The 19,940-nt window shown below is 61.4% G+C and carries 20 protein-coding genes; 7 read left to right on the plus strand and 13 right to left on the minus strand.

The genetic code is table 11. The features are described 5' to 3' along the window. From yggU to ACJ8PI_RS18065, 4 genes are read right to left on the minus strand one after another with little or no spacing between them, the layout of a single operon-like run. Positions 1–291, minus strand: a complete 291-nt coding sequence (gene yggU, locus ACJ8PI_RS18050; RefSeq protein ID WP_004948014.1) for a DUF167 family protein YggU — start codon at positions 289–291, stop codon at positions 1–3. Next, positions 288–842: a YggT family protein gene (locus ACJ8PI_RS18055; protein WP_033635944.1), complete on the minus strand. Its 555-nt coding sequence runs from the start codon at positions 840–842 to the stop codon at positions 288–290. The genes yggU and ACJ8PI_RS18055 overlap by 4 nt, the downstream gene beginning before the upstream one ends. Positions 843–873: 31 nt before the next feature. Next, positions 874–1,695, minus strand: a complete 822-nt coding sequence (proC, locus tag ACJ8PI_RS18060; RefSeq protein WP_049213489.1) for a pyrroline-5-carboxylate reductase — start codon at positions 1,693–1,695, stop codon at positions 874–876. Between the two features lie 19 nt (positions 1,696–1,714). Continuing rightward, positions 1,715–2,422, minus strand: coding sequence for a YggS family pyridoxal phosphate-dependent enzyme (locus ACJ8PI_RS18065; RefSeq protein ID WP_033649587.1), 708 nt, complete (start codon positions 2,420–2,422; stop codon positions 1,715–1,717). 20 nt (positions 2,423–2,442) lie between these two features. Here ACJ8PI_RS18065 and ACJ8PI_RS18070 point away from each other — a divergent pair, with 20 nt between their 5' ends. After that, entirely contained in the window at positions 2,443–3,465 is a 1,023-nt protein-coding gene (locus tag ACJ8PI_RS18070; RefSeq protein ID WP_164134851.1) for a type IV pilus twitching motility protein PilT, read from the plus strand. Here ACJ8PI_RS18070 and ruvX read toward each other — a convergent pair. The 6 genes from ruvX to ACJ8PI_RS18100 all read right to left on the minus strand — a co-directional run bounded on the left by ruvX (position 3,462) and on the right by ACJ8PI_RS18100 (position 7,660). Then, complete coding sequence (gene ruvX / locus ACJ8PI_RS18075; protein ID WP_015379046.1) at positions 3,462–3,884, minus strand: Holliday junction resolvase RuvX; 423 nt, start codon at positions 3,882–3,884, stop codon at positions 3,462–3,464. The genes ACJ8PI_RS18070 and ruvX overlap by 4 nt on opposite strands. Continuing rightward, positions 3,884–4,447: a YqgE/AlgH family protein gene (locus ACJ8PI_RS18080; protein WP_033635940.1), complete on the minus strand. Its 564-nt coding sequence runs from the start codon at positions 4,445–4,447 to the stop codon at positions 3,884–3,886. The genes ruvX and ACJ8PI_RS18080 overlap by 1 nt, the downstream gene beginning before the upstream one ends. A gap of 141 nt (positions 4,448–4,588) precedes the next feature. Continuing rightward, positions 4,589–5,539, minus strand: coding sequence for a glutathione synthase (gene gshB / locus ACJ8PI_RS18085; RefSeq protein ID WP_047729854.1), 951 nt, complete (start codon positions 5,537–5,539; stop codon positions 4,589–4,591). A gap of 10 nt (positions 5,540–5,549) precedes the next feature. Next, on the minus strand, positions 5,550–6,281 hold the full coding sequence (gene rsmE, locus ACJ8PI_RS18090) for a 16S rRNA (uracil(1498)-N(3))-methyltransferase (protein ID WP_033635938.1): 732 nt from the start codon (positions 6,279–6,281) through the stop codon (positions 5,550–5,552). 69 nt (positions 6,282–6,350) lie between these two features. After that, on the minus strand, positions 6,351–7,046 hold the full coding sequence (gene endA / locus ACJ8PI_RS18095) for a deoxyribonuclease I (RefSeq protein WP_164134850.1): 696 nt from the start codon (positions 7,044–7,046) through the stop codon (positions 6,351–6,353). A 101-nt stretch (positions 7,047–7,147) separates the two neighbouring features. Then, the gene (locus ACJ8PI_RS18100; protein WP_060441036.1) at positions 7,148–7,660 is read right to left on the minus strand and encodes a SprT family zinc-dependent metalloprotease; all 513 of its coding nucleotides are present in this window, start codon (positions 7,658–7,660) and stop codon (positions 7,148–7,150) included. Between the two features lie 372 nt (positions 7,661–8,032). Here ACJ8PI_RS18100 and fumA point away from each other — a divergent pair, with 372 nt between their 5' ends. Then, the gene (fumA, locus tag ACJ8PI_RS18105; protein WP_033649593.1) at positions 8,033–9,679 is read left to right on the plus strand and encodes a class I fumarate hydratase FumA; all 1,647 of its coding nucleotides are present in this window, start codon (positions 8,033–8,035) and stop codon (positions 9,677–9,679) included. A gap of 150 nt (positions 9,680–9,829) precedes the next feature. Further along, entirely contained in the window at positions 9,830–10,696 is an 867-nt protein-coding gene (locus ACJ8PI_RS18110) for a helix-turn-helix domain-containing protein (protein ID WP_164134849.1), read from the plus strand. Here ACJ8PI_RS18110 and ACJ8PI_RS18115 read toward each other — a convergent pair. Then, positions 10,620–11,672, minus strand: coding sequence for an XdhC family protein (locus ACJ8PI_RS18115; RefSeq protein WP_101427351.1), 1,053 nt, complete (start codon positions 11,670–11,672; stop codon positions 10,620–10,622). The genes ACJ8PI_RS18110 and ACJ8PI_RS18115 overlap by 77 nt on opposite strands. Before the next feature lie 8 nt (positions 11,673–11,680). Beyond that, complete coding sequence (locus ACJ8PI_RS18120) at positions 11,681–12,265, minus strand: nucleotidyltransferase family protein (protein ID WP_033649596.1); 585 nt, start codon at positions 12,263–12,265, stop codon at positions 11,681–11,683. A gap of 208 nt (positions 12,266–12,473) precedes the next feature. On the opposite strand from ACJ8PI_RS18120, the gene ACJ8PI_RS18125 reads away from it, so the two are divergent. From ACJ8PI_RS18125 to ACJ8PI_RS18135, 3 genes are read left to right on the plus strand one after another with little or no spacing between them, the layout of a single operon-like run. Continuing rightward, positions 12,474–15,263: a xanthine dehydrogenase family protein molybdopterin-binding subunit gene (locus tag ACJ8PI_RS18125; RefSeq protein ID WP_060426998.1), complete on the plus strand. Its 2,790-nt coding sequence runs from the start codon at positions 12,474–12,476 to the stop codon at positions 15,261–15,263. Further along, on the plus strand, positions 15,260–15,814 hold the full coding sequence (locus ACJ8PI_RS18130) for a (2Fe-2S)-binding protein (RefSeq protein WP_033635931.1): 555 nt from the start codon (positions 15,260–15,262) through the stop codon (positions 15,812–15,814). The genes ACJ8PI_RS18125 and ACJ8PI_RS18130 overlap by 4 nt, the downstream gene beginning before the upstream one ends. Continuing rightward, entirely contained in the window at positions 15,811–17,046 is a 1,236-nt protein-coding gene (locus ACJ8PI_RS18135) for a cytochrome c (protein WP_164134848.1), read from the plus strand. Before ACJ8PI_RS18130 ends, ACJ8PI_RS18135 begins: the two co-directional genes overlap by 4 nt. Positions 17,047–17,109: 63 nt before the next feature. Here ACJ8PI_RS18135 and ACJ8PI_RS18140 read toward each other — a convergent pair whose 3' ends face one another. Further along, entirely contained in the window at positions 17,110–18,486 is a 1,377-nt protein-coding gene (locus ACJ8PI_RS18140; RefSeq protein WP_164134847.1) for an amino acid permease, read from the minus strand. Positions 18,487–19,117: 631 nt separating this feature from the next. On the opposite strand from ACJ8PI_RS18140, the gene pdhR reads away from it, so the two are divergent. Further along, on the plus strand, positions 19,118–19,882 hold the full coding sequence (gene pdhR / locus ACJ8PI_RS18145; protein WP_004937490.1) for a pyruvate dehydrogenase complex transcriptional repressor PdhR: 765 nt from the start codon (positions 19,118–19,120) through the stop codon (positions 19,880–19,882). Positions 19,883–19,940 lie beyond the last annotated feature (58 nt).

Here is a 19,940-nt window from a genome sequence, read left to right on the forward strand (position 1 = left end):
TTATTCGATGAGCGCCGCGACCACGGCGGGGATCTGTTGCGGATTCACGATGCGTAACTGTTTATGCCGCCCCAGTTCGCCTTTCTCGATGGTGACGTTGCTTTTCGCCACTTTGAACTGCTTGGCGATAAACTTGATCAAATGGGCGTTGGCTTGGCCGTCGACCGGCGGGGCGGTGATGGCGACTTTCAGTTCGTCGCCATGCAAGCCGATAATTTGGTCGCGGCTGGCTTTCGGCTGAATATATAGCCTGATCGCCAGCCCGTCCAGCACCGGAGTGACTGCACTCACAGCAGGAACCAGATCTCGCCGAACAGATCCATGCCCAGGTAATTGATCAGATAGAGGATCAGGATCACCACCATGGCGGAAAAGTCGATGCCGCCCATCGCCGGGATAATGCGACGGATCGGCGCCATCAAGGGTTCGGTAAGCTGGTACATTACATAGTCGATCGGGCTGCGGCCCTGGCTTATCCAACTCATCAGCGCACGAATGATCATCACCCAGAAGATCAGGTAGCCGGCAGACTTAACCAGCGAGATCAGGCCGAACAGCAGGTTATAGGGGCTGAGCGACATCGCGCCGCCCTGGATCAGCAGCAGCAGTGGGTACTTGATGGTCATCAGCAGGAACGCCAGCAGCAGTGAAGCGCTGTCGATGGGCCCCAGCGACGGGATGATGCGGCGCAGCGGGCCGACCACCGGCTGGGTGATCTTCACCACAAACTGCGAGAACGGGTTGTAAAAATCGGTGCGTGTCCACTGCATCCAAATGCGCAGCAACAGCACCATCACGTACAGATCAATAACGGTCTTGACCAGGAAAGTCAGCGTTAGCATGAAGTGGTCCTTCTCCTTAACTCATGGTTATTTAAAATAATTTTTCCATCTCTTGCGCGCGGGAAACGGCGGCCTGCATCGCTTGCGCCACGGTTTCCGGCAGATGGCGTTCATTGAACACCCGCAGCGCTTCGGCGGTGGTGCCACCTTTGGAGGTCACCTGCTCGCGCAGCGTGCCCAGCGGCGTATCCGGGTTGGCTTCCACCAGCGCGGCGGCGCCGGAAGCGGCCTGCTGCACCAGATCGCGCGCGGTCTGGCTGTCGAAGCCCATACGTTCGGCCTCTTTTTGCATCGCCTCCATAAACAGGAAGAAATAGGCCGGGGCGCTGCCCGCGGCAGCGATCACGCCGTTGATGCCATTTTCGTCATCGACCCAGCAAACTTTACCGACCGACGCCATTAAATCACCGGTGTAGTCGCGATCCTGCTGGCTGACCTGCGCCGGCGCGTACAACCCGCTCATGCCCTTGCCGACCAACGACGGGGTGTTGGGCATGATGCGCACGATGTCCAGCTTGTCGCCGAGCAGCTGATAGAAACGGCTGACCTGAATACCGGCGGCGATCGACAGCACCAGTTTGCCGCTGAAATCGACCTGCTCGCGCAGCGGTTGGCAAACGTCGGCCATCATCTGCGGTTTGACCGCCAGCACCACTACTTCGGCCGCGCGCGCGCAGGCGACGTTGTCGCCGCTGCTGACGATGCCATAGTCCGCCGCCAGCGCATCGCGGTTTTTCGCCGAAGGGGCGCAGACGCTGATGGATTTGGCCGGATAGCCGCCCGCCACCAGGCCGGCGATGATTGCACGCGCCATGTTGCCGGCGCCGATAAAGGTAATCTTGCGATGTTGCATCAAATCCCTCGTCTGTTTGTCAGGCCTGCGAGTAGTCGCGGGCGCCAAAAATTGCGGTGCCGATGCGCACCAGGGTGCTGCCTGCGGCAATCGCTGCCGCCATATCGTCCGTCATGCCCATAGATAGCGTATCGGCCTGCGGATAACGCTGACGCAGGGCGAGAAATGCGTCGTTCATCTGGTTGAATACCGCCAGCTGCCGCTGATAATCCGCTTCTGGCGCCGGGATGGCCATCAGGCCGCGCAGCGTCAGGTTCGGCAGCGCAGCGATCGCTTCGGCCAGCGCTGGCAGTTCGCTTAACGCGATGCCGGATTTGCTTTGCTCGTCGCTGATGTTGATTTGAATCAGCACGTTGAGCGGCGGCATGCCGGCCGGGCGCTGATCGCTCAGGCGCTGGGCGATGCGCAGCCGATCTACGGTATGGCACCAGGCGAAGTGTTCCGCCACCAGCCGACTCTTATTGGATTGCAGCGGGCCGATAAAGTGCCACACCAGCTCGCCGCCCTGCGGCGACTCGGCGAAATGCCGGATCTTGTCTACCCCTTCCTGCACGTAGTTCTCGCCGAAGGCGCGCTGGCCGGCGGCGATGGCTTCTTCGATCGCCGCCACAGGTTTGGTTTTGCTGACTGCAAGCAGGGCAACTTCTTCTGGCGCCCGCGCGCAGTTTTGCGCGGCGGCCGCGATGCGGTTTCTGACATCCTGCAGGTTCTGTTGGATAGTGCTCATTATTGACCCGGGAGAGTGATATGGATATCGATGAATTCGTGGCCCTTAGTGTAAAGCATAATGCTTCCGATCTGCACCTTTGTGCCGGTCATCCGCCGATGTTGCGCATCGACGGTGAACTGCAGCCGCTGGCGGCGGCGCCAACGCTGACGGCGCAAGGCGTGCAGGCCCTCTGCGACGGATTGCTGAATGCGCAGCAGCGCGAGAGCTTGCGGCGGCTGGGGCAGGTCGATCTGGCGCTGCACCGGCCGGGCGGGGAACGGCTGCGGGCCAACGTTTTTCAGCAAAGCGCGGGGATGTCTCTCGCGTTGCGGCGTATCGCCGGGCAGGCGCCTTCGCTTGCCGAGCTGGCGGCGCCGGCCATCGTCCCGGCGCTGCTGCGGCGCGACAACGGGCTTCTCCTGGTCACCGGCGCCACCGGCAGCGGCAAGTCCACCACGCTGGCGGCGATGATCGACGAGATCAACCGACACCAGCCGCGGCACATTTTGACGCTGGAGGATCCGATCGAATTCCTGCACCGCAGCCGGCGTTCGCTGATCCAGCAGCGGGAGATCGGCCGCGACAGTCAAAGCTTCGATGCGGCGTTGCGCGCCGCGCTGCGCGAAGATCCGGATGTGATCCTGCTGGGCGAACTGCGCGATATTGCCACCATTCGGCTGGCGCTCACCGCGGCGGAGACCGGCCACCTGGTGCTGGCGACGCTGCACACCCGCAGCGCGCCGCAGGCGGTGGAACGGCTGGTGGACGTGTTTCCGGCGGAAGAGAAACCCTATGTGCGCGCCCAGCTGGCCGGCAGCCTGCAGGCGGTGATCGCGCAAAAGCTGATGAGGCGGCCCGGCGGCGGGCGAGTGGCGATCTTTGAGGTGCTGACGGCGACGGCGGCGGTCAGCAACCTGATCCGCGAAGGGAAAACCCATCAGTTGGCGAGCGTGTTGCAAACCGGCGCGCAGTCCGGCATGCAAACCTTTGAGCAAGGTTTGCAGCAGCGGATCGACGCCGGCGTGTTGGGGGAGAGTGCGGAGGAGGGAACGGAGGGTTAACCCAGCTGCCGTTCGAACCAGCTTTCGAGGATCACCACCGCAGAGGCGGAATCCACGCTGCCTTTGTCGAGCGCGCGGAAGCCGCCGCGATCGAACAGGTTGGCGCGCGCTTCCACGGTGCTCAGGCGCTCGTCATGCAGATCGATTTGGATGCCGAAGCGGCCGTGCAGGCGGTTGGCGAACTTGCGCGCCTGGGCGGTCACGGGTTGTTCGGTGCCGTCCATGTTCAGCGGCAGGCCGACCACCACCAGATCCGGCTGCCACTCCTTCAGCAGCTTTTCGATTTTCAGCCAGTCCGGCGAGCCGTCCTGCGCTTTGAAGGCCGGCAGGGCGCGGGCGCTGCCGGTCAACTCCTGGCCGACGGCCGCACCGATGCTTTTGGTGCCGAAGTCGAAGGCGATAATGGTGCGGTTGCTCATCAGGCGTGTCCTGCGTGGTTGGCGATGCTGCGAATGTCGATACCCAGGAGGTTCCCCGCCTCGCGCCAACGGCTGGCGATCGGCGTGCGGAACAGAATGTCGGTGTTGGCTTCGATGGTCAGCCAGGCGTTCTCCAACACCTCCTGCTCCAGCTGGCCCTTTTCCCAACCTGCATAACCCAGCGCCACCAGCACGTCGTCCGGTTGTTCCGGGGTGCCGAGCGTTTCCAGCACGTCTTTCGAGGTGGTGATCATGGTGTTGGGGGAAATTTGAATGCTGGCGCCGAAGCCGTGGCGCGGCGTATGCAGGATAAATCCGCGATCGTCCGCCAGCGGGCCGCCGGCGAACACCGGCTTGTCCAGGCTGATGGCCGGATCGCGCGCAGGCGGCATGATCTTCAGCTTGCTCAATACCGTGGCTACCGTGAACTGCTCCACCGGTTTATTGATCACCAAACCCATGGCGCCTTCTTCGTTGTGCTCGCAGACGTAAATCACCGAGCGCTTGAAGCGAGGATCCTGCAGGGTGGGCATGGCGATCAGAAAATGGTGCTGTAAATTCATGGCGTTAGTATAAGGTAATCAATGGGTGAGAAAATAAACAGCCGCCAGTATGCGGCTATACCCGCCGCCTTTCAAGCCGCGAAAAGGCGGCTTTGGCGGGCGCGATGCTGGATAGCGGGCGGCTTGCCGCCCGCAGGCGCATTACTTCGCCGCCAGGCGCTTTTCAATCGCGTCCATCAGCATGCCGGTAATCGAGATCGGGAATGCCGCCTCAATTTCGCGCGCGCAGGTTGGGCTGGTCACGTTGATTTCGGTCAGGCGATCGCCGATCACGTCCAGGCCGACGAAGATCAGCCCTTTCTCTTTCAGCGTCGGCGCGACAGCGCGGGCGATTTTCCAGTCGCTCTCGCTCAGCGGACGCGCTTCGCCGCGGCCGCCGGCCGCCAGGTTGCCACGGGTTTCGCCCTGCGCCGGAATGCGCGCCAGGCAGTAAGGCACCGGCTCGCCGTCGACGACTAGAATGCGTTTGTCGCCGTCCTTGATCGCCGGCAGGAAGTTCTGCGCCATGCAGAAACGGCTGCCGTGTTCGGTCAGGGTTTCGATGATCACCGACAGGTTAGGATCGTCCTGCTTCACGCGGAAGATAGACGCGCCGCCCATGCCGTCCAGCGGCTTCAGGATGACGTCGCCGTGCTGCTGGTGGAATTTGCGGATGTGCGCGGCGCTGCGGCTGACCAGCGTGTCCGGCGTCAGTTCCGGGAACCAGGCGGTGAACAGCTTCTCGTTGCAGTCGCGCAGGCTTTGCGGCTTGTTGACCACCAGCGTGCCTTTGACTTCGGCGCGCTCCAGAATGTAGGTCGCGTAGATGTATTCGGTATCGAACGGCGGATCCTTGCGCATCAGGATCACGTCCAGATCGTGCAGCGCCAGATCCTGCTCGCTGCCGAAGCTGAACCAGTTCTCCTTGTCTTCCTTCACGCTCAGCAGGCGGGTGCGGGCGCGCCCGTCACCGGCGTGCAGATAGAGATCGTTCATCTCCATGTAGTGCAATTCGTAACCGCGGCGCTGCGCTTCGAGCAGCATGGCGAAGCTGGTGTCTTTCTTGATGTTGATGGAGTCGATAGGGTCCATCACGATGCCGAGCTTAATCATCTTTTCTCCTTTAACCCAGGTCGCCGAAGCGGACCTGCAGAGCGGTAATGGCGGTGAGCGCTGTGGTTTCGGTACGCAGCACGCGTGGCCCCAGCAGAATATCAGTAAATCCGTGGTTGGTGGTCATGGCGATTTCGTCGGCGGACAAACCGCCTTCCGGGCCGATCAGCAGGCGGACGCGGTCTACCGGCTGCGGCAGCGTGTTGATGCTGTGGCTGGCGCGCGGATGCAGGTTGAGCTTCAGGCTGCCGTCCTGCTCGGCGCACCAGGCTTCCAGCGACATCGCCTCGCGGATTTCGGGAATGCGGTTACGGCCGCACTGTTCGCAGGCGGCGATGGCGATCTTTTGCCATTGCTGGATTTTCTTCGCCAGACGCTCGCCGTCCAGTTTGACGCCGCAGCGCTCGGAAAACAGCGGGGTAATGACGTTGACGCCCAGCTCGATGGACTTCTGAATGGTGAACTCCATCTTCTCGCCGCGCGAGATCACCTGGCCCAGATGCAGGTTGAGCGGCGATTCGATGTCATCCACGCGGCCGTCGCCGAGGCGCACCAGCACGCTCTTTTTGTCCACCCGAACTATCTCGGCGTCGAACACCTGGTTGCTGCCGTCGAACAGCTGCAGCGCCTGGCCGGCGCTCATGCGCAGCACGCGGCCGACGTGGTTGGCGGCGTCCTCGCTCAGGGCGATCTCCGCCCGATCGGTCAACGGCTGCGGATGGTAAATGCGGGGTATGCGCATGGGTAGTCTGATCCTGACGAAACGGCGCCGCGGGTTGGCGGCGCCATGAAAGATAAAGGCTATAGTAGGTTAGCTTTTCCGCTGCTGACAAGCCTGTTGAATATAGGGGTTGTGGTTGCCCTGCACCTTGGCGATACGTGCTTCACGCTGACATTCCCATTGGCTCACCGGATATTGCCGGTTCCACACCTCGAACAGCTGGGTTTGCTGGCGTGACAGCCGCAGCTGGTAGCGATCGCGCATGTAGAAGTAGGTGCGGGCAATGGCGCCGCGGGCGCGGGCGGGCGGCTCCGCCTGTTTATTCTTGAAGTCCACCTTCATCGGGCATTGCCCGTATTGGCCTGCGCCGCCGTTCCATTGGCTGTACATGAAGTTATTGCGGTCGCCGTTCACTTCGCCGATCGCCGGCTGCAGGTTGTGCAGATCGGTTTCTATCTGGCGATAGGTGGCGTCTTTGTTGCAGTTCTTGCGCCCGCCGTCCTGCCAGCACTGTAGCTGGTGGCCGAACTGCCAGGCCGGCACCACGTGTTCCCACTCGATACGCTGCGCGCGTTGGGCGTTTTTACGCACCTGATAGCCACAGCCGGCGAGATCCGGGATGCCCTTCTTGCCTTGCCAGTCGATGCGGCAGCCGCAGTAAAAACTGCCCGGCGCATCCTGGTTAATCTTGGCCGCCGCCGCCTTGGCCTGAGAAAAATTATTGATGCCGTGCGCCTGTACGGCGCTTGCGGCGAAAACCGCCATAAACAAAATTCTGCGAAGCATATTCCAAAACAGCTCAAAATTGGAAAAGCAGGCAGGGTAACGGAACTTGCCGGCAGTGGCAAATGGCGATATTTGCTTGTTTTAACGTATAAATCGTTTAACTAAATGTTCTCGCTAGCAAGAAATTTCAGTTTTTCGCCGCACCGGCGGCAGCGGTATTCGCTTTCGCCGCGCAGGACGCGGTTATGGCGGCGAATGGTGAGCTGGTGCTGTCCGCAGCCGCAGCGGTAGGGGAAGGTTTTGCTTTGCACCGAGGCGGTTTCGAAACGGTGAGTGCGGCTGGCGGGGGTCAGCAGTACGCTTTCCATCATCCAGCGCCATTCGCGGCCGTGCGGCGCCACCCGGCCGAATTGGCGAAACACCAGCAGGTGCGCCAGCTCGTGCGGCACCACTTCATCGATAAACGGCTGTTGGTTTTCCAGCAGCAGCACCGGGTTCAGACGGATTTCCCAGCTTTGCAGCCAGGCGGTGCCCGCGCTGGTGCCGCGTTGCTGATAGACGATGCTGGGTTCGGGGAACTCGACGGCAAAATGCCGGCGTGCCAACTGCAGCTTTTCTCGCAGGCAGCGCATCACCGCTTGTTGCAGCGCGATGGGGATTCTTGGTTTGTTCATTGCGGCCTAGCTTAAGCAATGGCGCGGCGGCTGACAATATGCCCCGGCCTAAATCCGCATCCGACGCTTTCTTGGCGCTGCGCGCCGGTTTTTCGCCACATTGATAAGGCGATCGCCGCCGATGGATTGTAATCAATGTGTTAACTGCGGGATAATAAAGCGTGCATGATGAGCCTGTACCCGCAGTTCTCACCGAGCAAGGTTGAAACGCCGCCTGTGGTAATCCCTTACGCAAAGAGCGGTTATTTTGCGATTTGGCGCAATAACTGACTGATTAAAAATACGTAAGGTGGAGGCAGTTTTTTGACAAGGCGCCGAGCCGTGCGCCGCAAGTGTGAATTTAACGCAGCTGATGTTGCAAGTGAGAGATCAATGTCGAATAAACCGTTCCACTATCAAGATCCGTTCCCGCTGAAGAAAGACGATACCGAATACTACCTGCTGAGCCGCGACCACGTTTCCGTGAGCGAATTTGAAGGCCAGGAAATTCTGAAAGTTGCCCCTGAAGCGTTAACCCTGCTTGCCCAGCATGCGTTCCACGACGCCTCGTTCATGCTGCGCCCGGCGCACCAGCAGCAGGTGGCCGATATCCTCAAAGATCCGGACGCCAGCGAAAACGACAAGTACGTTGCGCTGCAATTTCTGCGTAACTCAGAAATCGCCGCCAAGGGTATTTTACCGACCTGCCAGGACACCGGCACGGCGATCATCGTCGGCAAAAAGGGCCAGCGCGTCTGGACCGGCGGCGGCGATGAAGCCGCGCTGTCGCGCGGGGTGTACAACACCTACATCCAAGAGAATTTGCGCTATTCGCAGAACGCCGCGCTGGATATGTACAAAGAGGTCAACACCGGCAGCAACCTGCCGGCGCAGATCGATCTCTACAGCGTGGACGGTGAAGAGTATAAGTTCCTGTGCATCGCCAAGGGCGGCGGTTCCGCCAACAAAACCTATCTGTATCAGGAAACCAAGGCGCTGCTGTCGCCGGGCAAACTGAAAAATTACCTGGTCGACAAGATGCGCACGCTGGGCACCGCGGCTTGCCCGCCGTACCACGTGGCGTTCGTCATCGGCGGCACCTCGGCGGAAGCGACGCTGAAAACCGTCAAGCTGGCTTCGACCAAGTATTACGATGGTCTGCCGACCGAAGGCAACGAGCATGGCCAGGCGTTCCGCGATCTGGAACTTGAAGCGGAATTGCTGCAAGAAGCGCAGAACCTGGGTCTGGGCGCGCAGTTCGGCGGCAAATACTTCGCGCACGATATCCGCGTGGTGCGCCTGCCGCGCCACGGCGCGTCGTGCCCGGTCGGCATGGGCGTCTCCTGCTCCGCGGATCGCAACATCAAAGGCAAGATCAACCGCGACGGCATCTGGCTGGAAAAACTGGAGCACAATCCGGGGAAATTCATTCCTCAGGAGCTGCGCCAGGCCGGGGAGGGCGAGGCGATCAAGGTCGATCTCAACCGTCCGATGGCCGAGATCCTCAAACAGCTGTCGCAGTACCCGGTTTCCACCCGCCTGTCGCTGAGCGGCACCATCATCGTCGGCCGCGATATCGCGCACGCCAAGCTGAAAGAACGCCTGGATCGCGGTGAAGGCCTGCCGCAGTACGTCAAGGATCACCCGATCTACTACGCCGGCCCGGCCAAAACGCCGGAGGGCTACGCGTCCGGTTCGTTGGGGCCAACCACCGCCGGGCGTATGGACTCCTACGTCGATCTGCTGCAATCCCACGGCGGCAGCATGATCATGCTGGCGAAAGGCAACCGCAGCCAGCAGGTAACGGATGCCTGCCACAAGCACGGCGGTTTCTATCTCGGCAGCATCGGCGGCCCGGCGGCGGTGCTGGCGCAGCAGAGTATCAAGAGCCTGGAGTGCGTGGAGTACCCTGAGCTGGGCATGGAAGCGATCTGGAAAATCGAGGTGGAAGATTTCCCGGCGTTTATCCTGGTGGATGACAAAGGCAATGACTTCTTCCAGAAGATCCAGGCCGGTCAGTGCTCCAGCTGCCTGAAATAAGCGCGGCCCCCTTCGCCGCCTGCGGGCGGTGAAGGGGATTGTGTAAAGTCCTGTAGCCTGCTGGACGGCGAGTTTTAACCTGTATACCCTACGCGGACAGCACTAAAATTCGACTAATGGAATATCGGCAACAGAAGGCTCGGCAAGCACATGAGTACGCAGGAAAGTCATATCAAGGAATTGCTGGTCTGGATTGAGGATAATCTGACCAATCCGCTGTCGTTGGATATCGTTTCCGCCAAGTCAGGCTATACGAAATGGTATCTGCAGCGCATGTTCAAGAAGCAGACCGGATTATCGTTAGCTTCGTATATCCGCGCTCGCCGCCTCTATCTCGCCGCCTTCGCCTTGCGTTTCACGCAGAAGAGCATCCTCGATATCTCGGTCGAATACCAATTCGATAACCAGCAGACGTTCTCGCGCTGTTTCAAGAAACACTTCGCCGAATCGCCCAGCGTCTATCGCCATGCCCGCAAGCAGGACTTCAGTAATCTGGTGCGTTCGCTGGCGGCCAGCCAGCCGGGCGATATTCAGGTCGAACGCGTCAGCATCGCCAGCGGGCAATACGCCTTTCACGGCAAGCAGTACGCTTATCACCTGGATATCGAGAAGCTGGACAAGTCGCACCTGCCGCAGCGCAGCGCGCTGCGGGCGCAGTTCTATACCTTATTGGGCGAGCGCCCGACGCAAACCTATTCGTTTACCCAACTGGTGCCGGACGGCGAGCGGGTCAGGGTCGATTATACCCTGGGCGTGACGACGGAATACCCGCTGCGCGAAGGCGTGGTGCTGGAGCCGTTGCCGGAGAGCCAGGGCGAGTTTTGCCGTTTTCGCTATTCCGGCAAGCCGGTGGCGCTCAATGACCACATCATTCAAATCTACACGCAGGTGCTGCCCGAAATGGGGTTGGCCCGCGGAGAGGGGCCGGACATTACGGTGTTCAGCTATTCGCTGAGCGGGAAAGAGGAGCTGCATCTGGAGTTGCAGCATCTGGTGCCGGTGGTGCCGCTGCATTGAGCTCGTCGGCGGCCGGCAGCCGGTTTTTTTGCTGCACGATCGCCGCCATCACCGCCAGGGCGATCTCCGCCGGGGTTTTGCTGCCCAGCGGCAGGCCGATCGGCGCATGGATGCGTTCCAGCTCCTGCGGGGTGAATTCGGCAATCTGCTGCAAACGCTGGCGCCGCCGCGCGCTGTTTCTGAGCGAGCCCATGGCGCCGATGTAAAACGCCGGGGTGTGGATCGCTTCCATCAGCGTCAGGTCGTCCATGCGCGGATCGTGGGTCAGCGCCACGACGGCGGTATTGGCGTGGCAACCCCCTTCCTCAATGAATTTGGCCGGAAACTGACGCAGCAACGTCACGCCCGGTTTCAGCTCGGCGGCAAAGTTATCCAGCGCCTCCGGGCGGTTCTCGCACACCAGCACCTCAAACCCCAGCGCCACGGCGAAATCGGCGCAGTACAGCGCCACGCTGGACAGCCCGGCGATCAGCAGGCGCGGCGCGGCCGCGATGTGCAGGGTGATCTGCTCAAGCCGGCGTTCGACCTGGGTGGCGCTGGTGAAGTGGCTCTGCTCGAGGCTGTGGCAGGCGTTGGGCAGCGTCAGGCGTTTGATCAACGCGTGGTGCCCTTCCAGCGCGCCGGCGATGCGCCGCAGGTAAGCGATGCTGGCTTCACTCGCCGGCAGGTATTCGATCAGCACGTCCAGCACGCCGCCGCAGGGCAGCGCCACGTTGGGCGTCATGCCGCCTTCACCGTAGCGAATCACCTGGCTGGCCGCCTGATACTCCCCGGCGGCCACGCGGCGCAAAAAATCTTCCTCCACGCAGCCGCCCGACAGCGAGCCGCTGTAGCGGCCATCGCGGGTCGCCGCCATCAGCGCGCCCGGCGAGCGCGGCGAAGAGCCGTAGGTGCTGAGCACGGTACATAACCAGACCGGCTGTTGCTGCAGCCAGCTTATCGCCTGGCTGACCACGGTGACGTCAAGATGTTGCATAGGTGAATTTACTCGCTGGCCGGGAGTTGCGATGGAAGATCAATATCCTGCACGACGCCGGGTTGCTCAAGCGGCAGCAGGTGCACTGCCGCGCCTTGCAGCAGTTCACGCGCGCCATTATCGCCGCGCAGTTGGCAAAGGGGTTTGCGCAATAGAGCGGAAAAGCCGACCGGATGACCGGGCTGTTGCGCATAGCAGGGGCGCACGATCGCGTGCTGCCGTAAGGCATCCGCCACCTGCCGGAAAACATCGGCGCCGACGAACGGCATATCGGCCAGGTGAATCAGCCAGCCCTGCCAGTGCGGCGTGGCCGCAACGCCCGCGGCGATCGAGTCGCCGAGGCCCGCGCTGGCGAGCAGGGTGACCGGCACCTGGTTGGCGGCGCAGGCGGCCAGCACCGGCAGATTATCCGGCCGGGTCACCACCTGTACCGGCAGGCCGGAGGCCAGCGCCTGGCGCAGGGTGTGTTCGAACAGCGATCGCCGCTCGCCCGCCGCATCGGCAAATCCGGCGTTCAATTTGTTGCCCCGGCCGCCGGCCTGAATAAAGCGCTCCCCGCGTCCGGCGGCGGTAATGACAATGCCCGTGGTCATGGTTGAAGTCCGCGTTTGCGCAAATTATTTATTAGCCTACAAACTACCTGTGTTTTGTAAATGTTTTTTTGTTGAAAACAGCCTGTTAATCATCACATAATTTTAGTTATAAGCATATGCTTATGACGTCTACGGCAAGGTCGTCAGCGTTTGCGCAACAACACCGCGAACAAAAACCAATTACAAGAAAGACGTGAAGGACTTATTTATGAGCAATTTCAACCCGTCGCGGCGCCGCTTTATCAAAGGCGCCGTGATTGCGGGGGTGTCCGTGTACCTCGCGCCCCTGTACAGCCGCGCCTACGCCGCGCTGTTCGAGCAAAAAATCCTCCAGTCACCCAACTGGGATCCGCAGACCAAACGCGTCCGTTTCCGTATCGACGGCCGCGCCAAGGTCATGGGGCAGAAGGTGTTCGCGCGCGATATCCGCGCGGTGGACATGCCGCACTGGCCGCAGAAACAGGCGCACGCCTTCATTCTTCGCGTCACTAAAGCCGACCGGCTGTTCGAGGGCGTCGATCTGTCGCTGCTGGGGGACGACCTGCAGCCGGATCGCCTGGTGACGGCGGAAGATCTGGCGCGCGACGGCCTGGCCTTCCCGGCGTTCTACGGCGACGACATGCTGCTGCCGAGCGGCAAAACCCCGGCCTATCTCGGCCAGGCGGTGGCGATACTGATCTATCACGACTTCGCCCGTTTCCGCTTCGCCAAGGACAAGCTGAAATTCCGTGAGGAAACCATCAAATACGGCGCGGTCACCGGCCCGCTGGAGCGCGATCCCTGGGGCAGCTTCCGCTATGTGCGGGTGGGGGGCGATCAACCGTTCGACGACGATCGCTTCTCCAGCCTGAAGGACACGCCGATCTTCCCGGTGTCGATGAAAAAACACCTGCCGGTGTGGCCGGAAGGGCGCGAGGGCGGCAAGCTGGATCAGGAAGGCATGCGCTATGCGGGCCTGATCGCCGACGAGATGGCCAATCCGCCGGCCGATTGGCTGGTGATGTCGCGCCGCTACACCACGCAGTCGATCGACACCTCGGCGCTGGAGCCGGACAACGCCAACGGCTGGTTCGACGCCGAGACGCAAACGCTGCATCTGGTGGTGCCGACCCAGTCGCCGCAGGAAGTGGCCGACGAGATGCCGCGCATGCTGGCCAAGCGCAACCCGCCGGTGAAACAGCTTATCCTGCACCCGTGCTACACCGTGGGCTACGGCTCGAAAGATCACTACAACTTCCCGTATTACGGCGCGGTGGCGGCGATGTACGGCGACGGCCACCCGGTGCGCCTGGCCAACGACCGCTTCGAGCAGTTCCAGACGGCGCTGAAGCGCCACGCGTTCGACATGAATTACCGCATCGCGGTGAATAAGCAGACCGGCGTCATGCAGTCGTTCCTCGGCGACATGACCGCGGACGGCGGCGGCCGCAGCAACTTTACCCCTTCGGTGGTGATGGTCGGCGCGACCGCCGCGCAGTCGATTTACTACTTCCCGAAAAGCGATCTGTCGTCGGTCGGGCTGGCCTCACGCGCCATCGACGCCGGCTCGGCGCGCGGTTACGGCACGCTGCAGAGCATGGCCGCCACCGAGATGATGGTGGATGAGCTGGCCGCCGAGCTGAAGATCGACCCGATCGAGTTCCGCCTGCGCAACGTGCTGAAATCCGGCATGAAAAACACCCAGGGGGCGATCCCGGCCGGTGCGATCCGCGCCGATGAAGTGCTGGAGAAGGCGGCGAAGCATGAGATGTGGCTCAAGCGCGCCGAACGCAAGGCCGAGTTTGAGAGCCGCCATCCCGGCAAGCGCTATGGCGTTGGCTTCGGCTGCGTGCAGAAAGACTTCGGCACCGGGGCGGAAACCTCGTTCGCCCGGGTGGAGCTGAGCGAAGACGGCCGCATCACGCTGCATCACAGCGGCGCGGAGATGGGCACCGGCATGTCGACCTCGCAGTCGGTGCTGTGCGCGCAGTGGCTGGGCAAACCGGCCGACGAAGCGCATTTCTCGGTCACCGACTGGTCGGTGCTGCCGATGGTCACCAGCGGCGATCCCTACCTGATGTCGCAGGAGGAGCAGGACAAGCTGCAAACCAACCCTAACTGGACGCCGAGCTACTGTTCGCCGTCCAGCGCCAGCAACTCGGCCTATTACTTCTCGCACAGCACCCGCGAAGCGGCGCGCCTGATCTTCGATCACGGCCTGTGGCCGGCGGCGATGGCGCTGTGGCAGGCCGGCATCGGCGGCGGCCAGGCGGCGCCGCTGGTGGTGCGGCGTGAAGATGCGCGTTGGGTCGAAGGCGGCCTGACGGCGGCGGGCATGTCGGTGCTGAGCCTCGAGCTGCTGGCCAAGACGGCCTATCAGATGGGCGGCGTCACCGGCGCGGCGGTACACGTCTTCAACCGCTGGCAGTGGGCGGAGGCCGATTTCACGCTGAACGGCAAAAGCGAGCGCTTGCCGATCGACGGCATGGCGCTGCGCAACGCCGGCGGCGAATTCAAACCGCTGGCGCGTGGGCAGGTCTACTACCCGCCAACCCAGCGTAACAATGCGGCGGTGACCTACTACAGCGCCGTCGGCACGCTGGCGGAAGTGGCGGTAGATATCGCCACCGGCCAGGTGGAATTGCTGAATCACCATTCGATCATGGAGTGCGGCAACCTGATCGTGCCGGAACTGGTTTCCGGCCAGCTGCAGGGCGGGCTGGCGATGGGGATCGGCCATGCGCTGCACGAATATTTACCGCTGTACGAAGACGGGCCGGGCAACGGCACCTGGAACTTCAACCGTTACCACCTGCCCCGCGCCAGCGACGTGGCGGTGTGGAAGCAGAGCGGCGACATCCTGCCGGCGCTGTCGGAAACCGATCCGCCGAAAGGCATGGCGGAGGTGGTGATGATCCCGATCGTGGCCGCGCTGGTCAACGCCATCGCCGACGCCACCGGCCACCGTTTCCGTGATTTGCCCGTTCGTGCAGAAAATATTCGTGAGGTATTACAATGAGCATTAAAACCCAGCCGATCTCCCTGACCATCAACCAGAAGCAGTACGGCCCGATCGAGGTGCCGGAAGGCCTGATGATGATCGATTTCCTGCACGAATACCTTGACCTGACCGGCTCGCGCCTCGGCTGCGGGCAGGGCATTTGCCACGCCTGCGTGGCGATCGTCGATCACCCGAGCGGCACCAGTGAAGAGGTGCGCACCTGCATCACCGGCGCGCATTTCTTCAACGGCAAGAAAGTGCGTACCGTCGAAGGCCACGCCAGGGTGGACGAGCAGGGCGAGGTGGTTGAACTATCGCCGATCCAGCAGGCGTTTCTGGAGCACTACAGCTTCCAGTGCGGCTACTGCACGCCGGGCTTTGTCAATGCCGCCACCATTTTCGTGGAAAAGCTCAAGCGTGAACCTATCGCTCGCGAGCAGCTGGAAAGCGCCATCGAGCAGGCGCTGGACAGCCACATCTGCCGCTGCACCGGCTACGTGCGCTACTACGAAGCGGTGCGCGACGTGGTGCTGAAAACGCCGGGCCTGCTGAAGGAGACGGCGCAATGAAAAAACGTCTCGCAGTATTGATTTTGCTGGTGGCGATCGTGGTGATTGCGCTGCTGTGGTGGCGGGAAAACCGCCGTTACGACGGCCCGGTACAGCAGGTGACCGCCGGCGCCGAACAGATCGCCCGCGGCCGCTATCTGGCGCAGGCCGCCGACTGCGCCGCCTGTCATACCGCCAGCGGCGGGGCGCCGCTGGCCGGCGGCTATCCGCTGGAAACGCCGTTCGGCACGATTTACGGCAGCAATCTGACGCCGTCGGCCGACCACGGCATCGGGCGCTGGACCAGGGACGACTTCTTCCTGGCGCTGACGCAGGGCGTGGCGCCGGGCGGGCGACACCTGTACCCGGCGATGCCTTACACCTCGTACAAGGGCATGTCACGTCAGGACGCCGACGACATCTACGCTTACCTGATGACGCGCCCGGCGGTGGACGTGGCCATTCCGGCCAACGAGATGCCGTTCCCGTTCAACCAGCGCATGGCGCTGATCGGCTGGAACCTGCTGTTCCGCAGCCAGGATCCGCTGCCGGCCAGTTCGCAGGGCAGCTCGCCGCAATGGCAGCGCGGCCGCTATCTGGCCGACGTGCTGGGCCACTGTGGCGAATGCCACACGCCGCGCGGCGCGCTGGGGCAGATGGATCTCGCCAAGCCGATGCAGGGCGGCGATCTCGGCCGCTTCATGGCGCCGGACATTACGCCGCACGGCCTGGCGCAGCGCGGCTGGACGCCGCAGGACATCAGCCGCTTCCTCAGCACCGGCCTCGCGCCGCAGGGTTCCGCCTTCAGCGAGATGCACATGGTGGTGGATCTCAGCACCCGGCATTTAACGCCGGAAGACCATCAGGCGCTGGCGCTGTATCTGATGGGCGAGCAGCCGCCGGCGGCGGTGCCGGTGAAAATGGGCCAGGGCAGTGATGCCGGGCGCATGGCCTATCTGGATCAGTGCGCCGGCTGCCACGCCCGCGAAGGCGAGGGCAAACCGCACGTCGCACCGGCGATGCGCGATAACGCCACGCTGCGCCAGGTGGACGGCAAGAACCTGATCGTGTCGGTGCTGGACGGCCTGCCGGCTCAGCAGTTCCCGAACGGCGAAAGCATGCAGAGCATGCCGGGCTTCGGCGAACGGCTGAGCGATGCCGACGTGGCGGAGCTGGTGAATTATCTGCGCGTGACCTGGGGCGGCTTGCCGGCGGACATCACCGCCGAACAGGTGAAAGCGTTGCGCAAGTAAGCGGCGTTCAGGCGAAAAAAATGGCCCGCATCAGCGGGCCATTTTACCGCGCGGTCACGGGGTTCAACGGCTGGTGACGCCGTCGACGCGTTGGCTGCGCTGTTTGATGGCGTAACCGACGGCCAGGATCGCCACCCACACCGGGATAAGCAGCACCGAGATTTGAATGCCCGGCGTCAGGTACATGATCACCAGGATGCCGGCCATGAACAGCAGGCACAGGTAGTTGCTGAACGGGTACCAGAAGGCTTTGAACTTCGGCACCACGCCTTCGCGATTTTTAGCGGCGTGGAACTTCAGGTGCGCCAGACTGATCATCGCCCAGTTGATCACCAGCGCCGATACCACCAACGCCATCAACAGTTCGAAGGCGCGGCCCGGGATCAGGTAGTTAATCAGCACGCACAGCGCGGTGGCGAGGGCTGAAATGCCGATGGCCACCACCGGCACGCCGCGGCCGTCGACCTTCAACAGGCTTTTCGGGCCGTTGCCCTGCTGCGCCAGGCCGTACAGCATGCGGCTGTTGCAGTAGACGCAGCTGTTGTACACCGACAGCGCGGCGGTGAGCACCACGATGTTCAGCACGGTCGCCACCAGGTTGCTGTTCAGCGCGTGGAAGATCAGCACGAACGGGCTGCCGCCTTCAACCACTTTGCCCCAAGGGTACAGCGACAGCAGAATGGCCAGCGAACCGATATAGAAGATCAGGATGCGGTAGATCACCTGATTGGTGGCTTTCGGAATGCTCTTTTGCGGGTCGTCGGCTTCGGCGGCGGTGATGCCGACCAGCTCGAGGCCGCCGAAGGAGAACATGATCACCGCCATCGCCATCACCAGGCCCATGACGCCGTTCGGGAAGAACCCGCCCTGCGCCCACAGATTGGTAACGGTGGCCTCCGGGCCGCCCATGCCGCTGAACAGCAGGTAGGCGCCGAACACGATCATGCCGATAATCGCCACCACCTTGATGATGGCGAACCAGAACTCCATCTCGCCGTAAACTTTGACGTTGGCCAGGTTGATGGCGTTGATCGCCAGGAAGAATACCGCGGCGGAAACCCAGGTGGGGATCTCCGGCCACCAGTACTGCACGTAGATGCCGACCGCGGTCAGTTCCGCCATCGCCACCAGGACATACAGCACCCAGTAGTTCCAGCCGGAGGCGAAGCCGGCGAAGTTGCCCCAGTATTTGTAGGCGAAGTGGCTGAAGGAACCGGCAACCGGCTCTTCCACCACCATCTCCCCCAGCTGGCGCATGATCAGAAACGCGATGAAGCCGCCGATGGCGTAGCCGAGAAGCACTGACGGGCCGGCCATTTTTATTGTTTGAGCGATACCGAGAAATAACCCGGTGCCGATTGCGCCACCTAAGGCGATGAGCTGAATATGGCGGTTTTTCAGGCCGCGTTTCAGCTGGTCACCATGCTGTTGACCATCCATCAATCAAACCCTCTGTCGTTGTGAATGCCCACCTGCCTGTAAAGCAGTGGTTACGATGTGTGTTTTGTTTTATTTACGGCGTTATAGCTATTAATTCCACGGCGCCGCTACCGTTTGGCAGAGAATAATGTTATGCGCGTCGGTTTGCACCTGCTTTGTCGTGTGAGTGATTAAGATTGCAGCAGTTTAGGAAACAAAATGCGGGTTGTGTGACGGCGGGAAGGATTCAGTGCATGAAATAAGCAACAAATCACATAATGCGCAAAAATAACGTAGATCCGAGCGGCGGCGCGCGTTCAAATAATGAACGAATCACCGTGGCGCTACTCGCCAAATAGCCATTCATTAAAGCGTCATAACCATGCAATAAAACTTGGGCAAAAAGTTTGCACTCTTCCTTGCGTAAGGTTTGGTAAAAGTTAAATCCCCAACCCGGCGCGTAAATGGTAATACCATCACGGCGTTACCGGTTTGCAGCGGGGTTTTCAGCGGGGTGTTAAAATGTGCGGGTAACCTGATTTCGATCAAGGCCCGTATGGACAGGAGGTGAATACTTTGTTACTTTACCGTCACGTTTTTGAAATTGGTATTACCAATTGACTCCGCGCCATTCGCAGAGAAGAATTCACTCATGGCCTACAGCAAAATCCGCCAACCCAAGTTGTCAGATGTTATCGAGCAACAGCTCGAATATCTGATCCTCGAGGGGACACTGCGCCCAGGGGAAAAACTGCCTCCGGAGCGCGAACTGGCGAAACAATTTGATGTCTCCCGTCCTTCTCTGAGAGAGGCCATTCAGCGCCTGGAAGCGAAAGGGCTGCTCCTGCGTCGTCAGGGCGGCGGCACCTTCGTGCAAACTAATCTGTGGCAGAGCTTCAGCGATCCGCTGGCCGAGCTGCTGGCCGACCATCCCGAATCACAGTTCGATCTGCTGGAAACCCGTCACGCGCTGGAAGGCATTGCCGCCTATTACGCGGCGCTGCGCGGCACCGATGAAGATCTGGCGCGCATCCGCGACTGCCATATCGTGATTCAACAGGCTCAAGACAGCGGCGATCTCGACGCCGAAGCCGATGCGGTCATGCAGTATCAAATCGCCGTGACCGAAGCTGCCCACAACGTTGTGTTACTTCACCTGCTACGCTGCATGGGGCCGATGCTGGAACAGAACGTGCGTCAGAACTTTGAATTGCTCTACTCGCGCCGTGAGATGTTGGCAAAAGTGAGCAGCCACCGCGCCGGAATTTTTGAGGCGATTGTGGCACGCGAGCCGGAAAAGGCCCGTGAAGCCTCGCATCGCCACTTGGCGTTTATCGAGGAAATCTTGCTGGATCTCAGCCGGGAGCATACTCGGCGCGAGAGATCGCTACGGCGTCTCCAGCAACGCAAGGATTAAGAGCTGTCCTCTTCAGGGTACACCAGCCTGCGGGGGTTAAGTTCGAGGTACTTAGTTA

Source organism: Serratia sp. CY82433 (genome assembly GCF_052166535.1).
In the GTDB taxonomy this organism is placed as follows: Bacteria; Pseudomonadota; Gammaproteobacteria; order Enterobacterales; family Enterobacteriaceae; genus Serratia; species Serratia sarumanii.

Coding starts and splice junctions, on each gene's coding strand:
- ACJ8PI_RS18070 (WP_164134851.1), top strand. CDS start 2,443: ATGGATATCGATGAATTCGTGGCCCTTAGTGTAAAGCATAATGCTTCC.
- ACJ8PI_RS18130 (WP_033635931.1), top strand. CDS start 15,260: ATGAGCATTAAAACCCAGCCGATCTCCCTGACCATCAACCAGAAGCAG.
- ACJ8PI_RS18080 (WP_033635940.1), bottom strand. CDS start 4,447: ATGAATTTACAGCACCATTTTCTGATCGCCATGCCCACCCTGCAGGAT.
- ACJ8PI_RS18110 (WP_164134849.1), top strand. CDS start 9,830: ATGAGTACGCAGGAAAGTCATATCAAGGAATTGCTGGTCTGGATTGAG.
- proC (WP_049213489.1), bottom strand. CDS start 1,695: ATGCAACATCGCAAGATTACCTTTATCGGCGCCGGCAACATGGCGCGT.
- ACJ8PI_RS18115 (WP_101427351.1), bottom strand. CDS start 11,672: ATGCAACATCTTGACGTCACCGTGGTCAGCCAGGCGATAAGCTGGCTG.
- ACJ8PI_RS18120 (WP_033649596.1), bottom strand. CDS start 12,265: ATGACCACGGGCATTGTCATTACCGCCGCCGGACGCGGGGAGCGCTTT.
- fumA (WP_033649593.1), top strand. CDS start 8,033: ATGTCGAATAAACCGTTCCACTATCAAGATCCGTTCCCGCTGAAGAAA.
- rsmE (WP_033635938.1), bottom strand. CDS start 6,281: ATGCGCATACCCCGCATTTACCATCCGCAGCCGTTGACCGATCGGGCG.
- pdhR (WP_004937490.1), top strand. CDS start 19,118: ATGGCCTACAGCAAAATCCGCCAACCCAAGTTGTCAGATGTTATCGAG.
- gshB (WP_047729854.1), bottom strand. CDS start 5,539: ATGATTAAGCTCGGCATCGTGATGGACCCTATCGACTCCATCAACATC.
- ACJ8PI_RS18100 (WP_060441036.1), bottom strand. CDS start 7,660: ATGAACAAACCAAGAATCCCCATCGCGCTGCAACAAGCGGTGATGCGC.
- ruvX (WP_015379046.1), bottom strand. CDS start 3,884: ATGAGCAACCGCACCATTATCGCCTTCGACTTCGGCACCAAAAGCATC.
- ACJ8PI_RS18055 (WP_033635944.1), bottom strand. CDS start 842: ATGCTAACGCTGACTTTCCTGGTCAAGACCGTTATTGATCTGTACGTG.
- ACJ8PI_RS18140 (WP_164134847.1), bottom strand. CDS start 18,486: ATGGATGGTCAACAGCATGGTGACCAGCTGAAACGCGGCCTGAAAAAC.
- ACJ8PI_RS18125 (WP_060426998.1), top strand. CDS start 12,474: ATGAGCAATTTCAACCCGTCGCGGCGCCGCTTTATCAAAGGCGCCGTG.
- ACJ8PI_RS18065 (WP_033649587.1), bottom strand. CDS start 2,422: ATGAGCACTATCCAACAGAACCTGCAGGATGTCAGAAACCGCATCGCG.
- endA (WP_164134850.1), bottom strand. CDS start 7,046: ATGCTTCGCAGAATTTTGTTTATGGCGGTTTTCGCCGCAAGCGCCGTA.
- ACJ8PI_RS18135 (WP_164134848.1), top strand. CDS start 15,811: ATGAAAAAACGTCTCGCAGTATTGATTTTGCTGGTGGCGATCGTGGTG.